The sequence below is a fragment of the Subtercola sp. Z020 genome (assembly GCF_002931235.1).
In the GTDB taxonomy this organism is placed as follows: Bacteria; Actinomycetota; Actinomycetes; order Actinomycetales; family Microbacteriaceae; genus Subtercola.
On the sequence record NZ_PSTT01000133.1, the window covers coordinates 1 to 7,359 of the forward strand.

The 7,359-nt window shown below is 70.4% G+C and carries 6 protein-coding genes; 2 read left to right on the forward strand and 4 right to left on the reverse strand.

Going from position 1 to position 7,359, the window contains the following annotated elements:
* Positions 1-126 precede the first annotated feature (126 nt).
* Entirely contained in the window at positions 127-786 is a 660-nt protein-coding gene (locus C5B96_RS16595; protein WP_104246475.1) for a hypothetical protein, read from the forward strand.
* A gap of 374 nt (positions 787-1,160) precedes the next feature.
* Here C5B96_RS16595 and phoA read toward each other — a convergent pair whose 3' ends face one another.
* Together phoA and C5B96_RS16605 are read right to left on the reverse strand one after the other, a co-directional pair.
* The gene (gene phoA, locus C5B96_RS16600) at positions 1,161-3,113 is read right to left on the reverse strand and encodes an alkaline phosphatase (RefSeq protein ID WP_104246476.1); all 1,953 of its coding nucleotides are present in this window, start codon (positions 3,111-3,113) and stop codon (positions 1,161-1,163) included.
* Between the two features lie 145 nt (positions 3,114-3,258).
* Entirely contained in the window at positions 3,259-3,441 is a 183-nt protein-coding gene (locus C5B96_RS16605) for an antitoxin (protein WP_104246477.1), read from the reverse strand.
* Positions 3,442-3,561: 120 nt separating this feature from the next.
* Between C5B96_RS16605 and C5B96_RS16610 the strand changes: the two genes are divergently transcribed.
* A complete protein-coding gene (locus C5B96_RS16610; RefSeq protein WP_104246478.1) occupies positions 3,562-4,245 on the forward strand; it encodes an SDR family oxidoreductase in 684 nt (227 codons plus the stop codon).
* Between the two features lie 143 nt (positions 4,246-4,388).
* On the opposite strand, the gene pdxY is transcribed toward C5B96_RS16610, so the two are convergent.
* A complete protein-coding gene (gene pdxY / locus C5B96_RS16615; protein ID WP_104246479.1) occupies positions 4,389-5,240 on the reverse strand; it encodes a pyridoxal kinase PdxY in 852 nt (283 codons plus the stop codon).
* 249 nt (positions 5,241-5,489) lie between these two features.
* The gene (gene pgi, locus C5B96_RS16620; protein ID WP_104246480.1) at positions 5,490-7,220 is read right to left on the reverse strand and encodes a glucose-6-phosphate isomerase; all 1,731 of its coding nucleotides are present in this window, start codon (positions 7,218-7,220) and stop codon (positions 5,490-5,492) included.
* Between the last annotated feature and the right edge of the window lie 139 nt (positions 7,221-7,359).

Below are 7,359 nucleotides of genomic sequence, written 5' to 3' on the forward strand. Positions count from 1 at the left end.
CGGGAGGGGATGTGCGGTTTTAAGCGGTGAAGGGTCCCCACTTGTGGCACGATGGGGGAGTCGCGGGTGCGCTCCAGCATCGGCGCAGGAGGCGCCGCCAGTGGTGGGCGCGACGGGGGAGAATCCATGACGACTTTCAGGCGCTCGGCTCGGGCGTTCCGCATCGGCTCCGGCGTCACGCTGGCCGGCATCTCGCTGGCCGCCCTGGCGGGGTGCTCGCCCTCGACCCCGGCAGCGACACCTGCCCCGACGGTCACCGTGACCGTCAGCCCGACCGCAAAACCGACGGCCACGGCATCCGCGTCGTCCAGCCCGACCACGACCCCGACGGCGAGCGGATCGGGCACGGCCACGCCGGTCGACATCTCGTGCGGATCGCTGGTGTTCGACTCGACGATCGCCGCGTACAGCCCGACGCTGCAGCTCGAGGCCTCGTTCATTCCCGCGCCCGACAACACCTTCGGCACGATCGGCGCCCTCGACGGCGCGCTCTGCTCCTGGCGGGACTCGGTGTCGGGCTCGACAATCGGCGTTGGGGTGGCCAAGCCGAGCGCAGCCGACCGGGCGACGTATGAGGCGAAGGTCGCGGCCGCGGGAACCAGCTCGAACCAGCTCGTGGATTCGTCGACGAGCCGGGGCTACGTGCTGTCGCAGAGCGAAGCGGTCGAACTCGATCTGTTCACGGATTCGGGGTACTGGATCGCCGTCACGTCGGTGATCTTCGACTCGCCGAGCGCTGCGAAGAGCATCTTCGCGAACATTCTCGAGACGCTGCCGAGCGGGTAGCGCTTCCGCGGGCACACGCGCGGGCACAGGCGCGGGTGCCGCAATTTCGGTATCGGGCTCCCCAATTGCCTGACGGCCTGCTAGAAAAGAGTCGATGGCTCCGCAGTTTCGGGTACGGCGCAGCTGTCGGGCGGGATGCTCCGACTCCAGTTTGCTAGGAACGAACGAGGGTCGGCCCTGCCGCGGCACGGCCCCCGTGGTGTTCCGCCGGGGCCGTGCCGCTTCTTGCGGCCTCCTGTCGAGGCACGCCGACGCGCCCTGCCACCAAGCCTCGCGCCGACCCGCGCCGACCCGCGCCGATCCCCGGCCGCCCCGGCCACAGCGAAACGGGCCCGCCTCCCTGGGGAGACGGGCCCGCGTCAGAACCGTGAGGGTCAGGCTCCGTGCTGCTCGCGACGCCGGCGCACCATGAGCACGCCACCCACCGCGAGCAGGCCCGCGCCGAGCGTCAGCACGGGAATCACCGCTGCACCGGTGGTGGCGAGGTCGATGCCGCCGCCCGAACCGCCGTTCGAGCCACCCGATCCAGAGCCACCAGCACCGGCACCGGCGCCCGCGCCCGAGCCGGCATCGCCGCCACCGGGGGTGCCGGGAGCCGAGGCCGTCGGCGTCGGGGTCGGGGTGGTGACCGGGGCGTCTGCCGCGACGGTGAGCGTCGCCGAGGCGACCACACCGCTCTGGGCGCCCGTCACGGCGACGGTGTAGGTGCCCTCCTGCTGGGGCGCGGTGAACGCGTACGAGGCGTTCGCGTCGATGACGTCGGCCGAGCCGAGGTCGCTGCCCGCGGCATCCGCAGAGACCTGGCGGTCGCCTGCGAAGCCGGTGGCGGTGGCGGTGAGGGATGCGCCCGGCTTCACCGTGCTGTTCGACAGCGCGAGCGCGGCGTTCGCGCTGAGGGCAGCCGTGTTCTGGTTCAGCTCGAGGGCGTTCGCCATCGTGAAGAAGTTGTCGGTCTGGTCGGTGAGGCCGACGACGCTGGCCGCGCCGGGGCCGTAGGCGGCGATGCGCAGCTGGCTGCCGGTGTGCTGCTGCGATCCGCCGACTTCAGCGGTGCCGTACGAGATCTTCATCGTGCTGCCGTCGGCGGTCAGCAGCGCCGTGCTGAGCGAGGTGGGCGGCGTCGAGTCGACGATCTGGCTGGTGTGGGCGTGGTCTGCGGTCACGATGACGAGCGTGTTGCCGTCCTTCTCAGCGAAGGCGAGGGCTGCCTGCACGGCCTCGTCGAGGTCGATGACCTCACCGATCTGGCCGCAGGCGTTCGCGGCGTGGTCCTGCTTGTCGATGCTCGCGCCCTCGACCTGCAGGAAGAAGCCCGCGCTGGCGGGGGTGTCGAGCAGGTCGATGCCCTTCTGGGTCAGGGAGCGCAGCGACAGGTCGGTGCTGAGGCGGTCGGGGTTCGGCGCACAGGTCGTCGGAGCGAGGTCTGCGCCCCCGACGGTCGCCTCCGTTGCGGCGTAGCGCGTCGGGAAGTTGCCGGGGGTGAACAGGCCGAGAACCGGCTCGCTCTGGTCGGCGACCGTGATCGCCGAGAGCTCGGCGCCGGTCGTCGGCAGCTGGTAGCCGCGGGTCTCGGCCTGCGCGCGCAGGGTCTGGCCGGCGTACTCGCCGGCCTTCGCGAGCTGGTCGAAGCTCGCCGCTCCGCCGCCGAGGCTGAGGTCGGGGCGCGTTCCGATGATCTGTTCGGAGATGGATCCACGGCCACCCTGATCGAGCGCGTCAGCGCCGCAGGTGGTGCTGTCGGGGCCGTAGCAGCTGCGGGCGGCGACATGCGCGGACTGCACGGCGGGCGTGGCATCCTGCAGCTCGGCGGTGCTGATGTTGCCGGTCTTCAGCCCGTTCGCCTTGGCGATTTCGAGAAGCGTCTGGTGCGGCTTGCCGTCGATGTCGACCGAGATGGCGTTGTCGTAGGTCTTCGTGCCCGTCGCCCAGGCCGTGCCGGTCGCGGCGGAGTCGGGCACGTAGTCGGGCTTGCCCTTCGCGTCGCCGTCTTTGTAGAGGGAGTACGTCGTGTACTGGCCGGTCAGGGGCAGGGCGTCGATGCCCGGGAGCGTTCCGCCGGCGCCGTACTGGTAGTTGCGCGCGCTGGTGATCTCGGAGTCGCCCATGCCGTCGCCGATGAGCAGGATGACGTTCTTGGCGGGGGCGTCGACGATCGAGTCGCGGATCAGCTCGGTCTTGTCGTCGGGATTGCGGGTCGCCCCGCCGAAGTCGTCGGGTGCAGCGAAGGCTGCGCTCGGCATCAGTACCGCGGAGCCGGCCACGGCGGCGACCGCCGCGATGACGAGGCCGCGGCGCACGAGCGCACGCCTGTTTCTGTGAATGTTCATGGATCGGGGCCCTTCAGGGGATCGTGTTCGCAGCCGATTTTCAGGCTCACTCCCAGATCACCCCGTCGAGGTGAACGACACTCGAACGGCAGGTTGCCGAGGCATTGCCGCTCGACGTCTGCCGTCGAGGGCCCCGATCAGGCGATCACTGCCCGATGCGGTCGTCGGCAGACTGCCGGGCGCCGTCGATCTTGTCGTCGTACTTGCCGCCCGAGACCTTCTTCGCGGCGTCGGCCGCCTTCTGAAGAACGTTGTCGGAGACCTCTTCGCCCTTGTCGCTGTTCAGGAACTCTTTGGCCTTGTTGCTCAGACCACCGAAATCAACCATGGTGTCGCCCCGCTCTCGTTTCGTGCACCGTCGATCGGTGCGCATCCATCCTCGCCGAGTCGAGCTGTCGATCGCAAAGGGTTGCACCGCTCGAAGCTTTCGTATGCCTAGGCTGGAGGAATGGATCGCGAACGCCCGACTGCGCTCATCACGGGAGCCACCAGCGGGATCGGCCGCGCCATCGCCCTCGACCTCGGGCGAACGCACCACGTGCTCGTCGGCGGTCGCGACGCGGGCCGGGTCGGCGAGCTGGTCGAAGCGCTGCCGTCGGCGGAGCCCTTCGTCGCCGATCTGGCTGTGGGGCCGATACCGACCCTCCCTCGCTCGCTCGACGTGCTCGTTCACTCGGCCGGGGTCGAAGCCGGCTCGACGGTGGAACTCACCGACGCCTCCACCTGGCGCGAGGTGTTCGCGGCCAACGTGTTCGCGGTCGCCGAGCTCACCCGGTTGGCGCTGCCCGGGCTCCGCGAGGCGTCGGGGCTGGTCGTCATGATCAACAGCGGGGCGGGCTTCACGGCAGCTCCGGGGGGAAGCGTCTACGCCGCCTCGAAGTTCGCGCTGCGCGCGCTGGCGGATGCGCTACGGGAAGAGGAACGCCCGAACGGCGTGCGGGTCTCGAGCGTGCATCCCGGTCGCACCGACACGGCGATGCAACGCCGGAAGGTCGCCGGCGAGGGCGACGCGTACGAGCCGCGGCTGTACCTGGCGCCGGAGTGGGTCGCGGCGGCCGTGCGCACGGTGGTCGACCTTCCGCAGGGGGGCACGGTCGAGACGCTCTCGGTGCGGCCGACCGAGCGGGCCTGACGCGGGGCCGGCGGGCCTTCGGGGCCGCCCGGCCTCCGGGATCGCCCGGCCTGCGGGGCCCGGGATCGCCCGGCCTCCCGGATCGCCCGGCCTGCGGGGCCTCCGGGATCGCCCCGCCTCCCGTGCCGTGCGCCCGCCGCGCCTCAGCGGACGCGTTCGGCGCTGAACTGCATGCGGGGGTGCGCGTACGACTCCTGCGCCTCCACCAGCTTCAGTTCGCGCTCCCCCGAGCGGTACGTCATCTCGATGAGGTCGAACACGCTCGACGCTGTGCGCTCGAGCGACACCGACGCGTCGCCCGTCTCGCGGAGGTGCGCGGTGAAGAGCGCCGCCGTGACATCCCCCGACCCGTTCGCCTTGAACGGCATGAAGGGCGTGCGCACGACCCACGCGCCGCTCTCGTCGACCACCAGCATCTCGATGGTCTGTGGATCGCGGTCGGGGCGCTCGACGCTCGTGACCAGAACCGTCGACGGGCCCATCGCGCGTGCCAGGTCGACGGATTCGAGGGTCGACTCAAGGGTCGTCGGCTCGGTGCCGGTCAGGTAGCCGAGCTCGAACTGGTTCGGCGTGATGATGTCGGCCACCGGCACTACGCGATCGCGCAGCAGCACCGGAATCTCCGGGGCCACGAAGCACCCCGACTTCGCGTTGCCCATCACCGGGTCGCACGCGTAAACCGCAGACGGATTCACGGCCTTCACGCGCTGCACGGCATCCACGATCACCTCACCGATGCCCACCCCGCCCTGGTAGCCCGACAGCACCACGTCGATCTCGGGGAACACGCCGCGCTCCTCGATGCCGAGCAGCACGTCGCGCACGTCGTCGGGGCTGATCAGCGGACCGCGCCACGCGCCGTACCCGGTGTGGTTGGAGAAGTTCACGGTGTAGACGGGCAGCACTTCGGCGCCGATGCGCTGCAGGGGGAACACGGCGGCGGAGTTGCCCACGTGCCCGAACGCGACGGCTGACTGGATCGAGAGAATCTTCACCCTCCCATTCTCGCGCGCCGCCGGGCGCCCGGCGACCCGGGGGCACGGCGACCCGTGGTGGTGAAGGAGGCGCTGGCGAACGGGCGCCTGACGGCGCGCGGCGCGGCGGCCGCTGGTGCCGGTGGTGCCGCCGTGGCTGACGGCGCGCCGCCCGCCCACGTGCCGGCACCACCCGGACGGAGCTCAGCCGATCCGACGCGCATACGGCGCCGGTTTCGCTGAGCTCAGTCCGGGTGGGAGCCGGGGGAGCTAGGCGCCGCGCAGTTCGAGGTAGCGGGCGATCAGGGCGCGGGTGGAGCTGTCTTGCGCGGCGAGGGTCTCGGCATCCCCGTCGACCGCCGGGGCGACCTGCAGGGCCAGCTGCTTGCCGAGCTCGACGCCCCACTGGTCGAACGAGTCGATGCCCCAGATCGTCCCCTCGGTGAACACGATGTGCTCGTAGAGCGCGATCAGCTGGCCGACCACCGAGGGGGTCAGCGCCGGCGCGAGGATGGAGGTCGTGGGCCGGTTGCCGCTGAACACACGGGCCGGCACGACGGCCTCGGCCGTGCCCTCGGCGCGCACCTCGTCTGCGGTCTTGCCGAACGCCAGCGCCTTGGTCTGCGCGAAGAAGTTCGCCATGAACAGGGCGTGCACGTCTTGCCCGGGCTCGACGGCCGCCCCGTCGCCGCTGAAGTCCTTCAGTGCATGGGCGGGGTTCGCGACGGCGATGAAGTCGGCGGGGATCAGCCGGGTGCCCTGGTGGATGAGCTGGTAGAACGCGTGCTGCCCGTTCGTGCCGGGCTCGCCCCAGAAGATCTCGCCCGTGTCTGTGCTGACCGGCGACCCGTCCCACCGCACACTCTTGCCGTTCGACTCCATCGTGAGCTGCTGCAGGTAGGCAGGAAAACGGTGCAGATACTGCGCATACGGCAGCACGGCATGGCTCTGCGCCTTCAAGAAGTTCGAGTACCAGACGTTCAGCATGCCCATCAGCACGGGCACGTTCTGCTCGAGCGGGGTGGTGCGCATGTGCTCGTCGATGGCGTGGAAGCCGGCGAGGAACTGCTGCCAGTTCTCGGGGCCGATCGCGATGACGACCGAGGTTCCGATGGCCGAGTCGACCGAGTAGCGGCCGCCCACCCAGTCCCAGAAGCCGAACGCGTTCTCGGGGTCGATGCCGAACGCCGCGACCTTGTCGAGGGCGGTCGAGACGGCCACGAAGTGCTTCGCGACGGCGCCGGTGCGCTCGTCGTCGCTGTCGCCGATGGCTGTGGATGCCGCCAGCCGCTCCCAGAGCCACTGGCGCGCCAGGCGGGCGTTGGTGAGCGTCTCCAGCGTGCCGAACGTCTTCGAGGCGACGATGAAGAGCGTGGTCTCGGGGTCGAGGCCCTCGGTCTTCTCGTAGATGTCCGACGGGTCGATGTTGGAGACGAAGCGGCACTCGATGCCGGCCTGCACGTACGGCTTCAGTGCTTCGTAGACCATCACCGGGCCGAGGTCGGAGCCGCCGATGCCGATGTTCACGACCGTCTCGATGCGCTTGCCGGTGACGCCCTTCCACTCACCCGAGCGCACCTTCTCGGCGAAGGCGTAGACCTTGTCGAGCGTGGCGTGCACGTCGGCGTCGACATCCTGCCCGTCGACGACGAAGCCCGCCGGCGGCACGAGGCCCTCGCCGTTCTTCGGGCGGCGGAGCGCCGTGTGCAGCACGGCGCGGTTCTCGGTGACGTTGATGTGCTCGCCGCGGATCATGGCGTCGTAGCGGCCGGCGACATCGGTGTCGCGGGCGAGCTGCACCAGCAGCCCGAGGATCTCCTCGGTGAGGAACGACTTCGACAGGTCGACGGTGAGGTCGGCGGCCTGGAACGTGTACTTCGCGGCACGCTCGGGGTCGGCGGCGAACCAGCCGCGGAGGTCGGGGCTGAAGCCGTCGGCCACGCCTTCGAGCTGCTTCCAGGCCTCGGTGGAGGTCGAGTCGACGGGAACGGATTCGGTCATGATGCTCTCCTGAACGCCGGTGCATGGGCCCCGCGCGGGCCCTCTCCCACCCTATCCGCGCCGACCCCGGCCGTCATGCACCGGCGCCCAGGAGAGCCTCATGACCGCATCCGTTCCCGCCGACACGACCTCCACCGAC

Excerpts from the sequence above, each read along its gene's own strand:
- C5B96_RS16595 (WP_104246475.1), top strand. The coding sequence starts at position 127 with ATGACGACTTTCAGGCGCTCGGCTCGGGCGTTCCGCATCGGCTCCGGC.
- phoA (WP_104246476.1), bottom strand. The coding sequence starts at position 3,113 with ATGAACATTCACAGAAACAGGCGTGCGCTCGTGCGCCGCGGCCTCGTC.
- C5B96_RS16605 (WP_104246477.1), bottom strand. The coding sequence starts at position 3,441 with ATGGTTGATTTCGGTGGTCTGAGCAACAAGGCCAAAGAGTTCCTGAAC.
- C5B96_RS16610 (WP_104246478.1), top strand. The coding sequence starts at position 3,562 with ATGGATCGCGAACGCCCGACTGCGCTCATCACGGGAGCCACCAGCGGG.
- pgi (WP_104246480.1), bottom strand. The coding sequence starts at position 7,220 with ATGACCGAATCCGTTCCCGTCGACTCGACCTCCACCGAGGCCTGGAAG.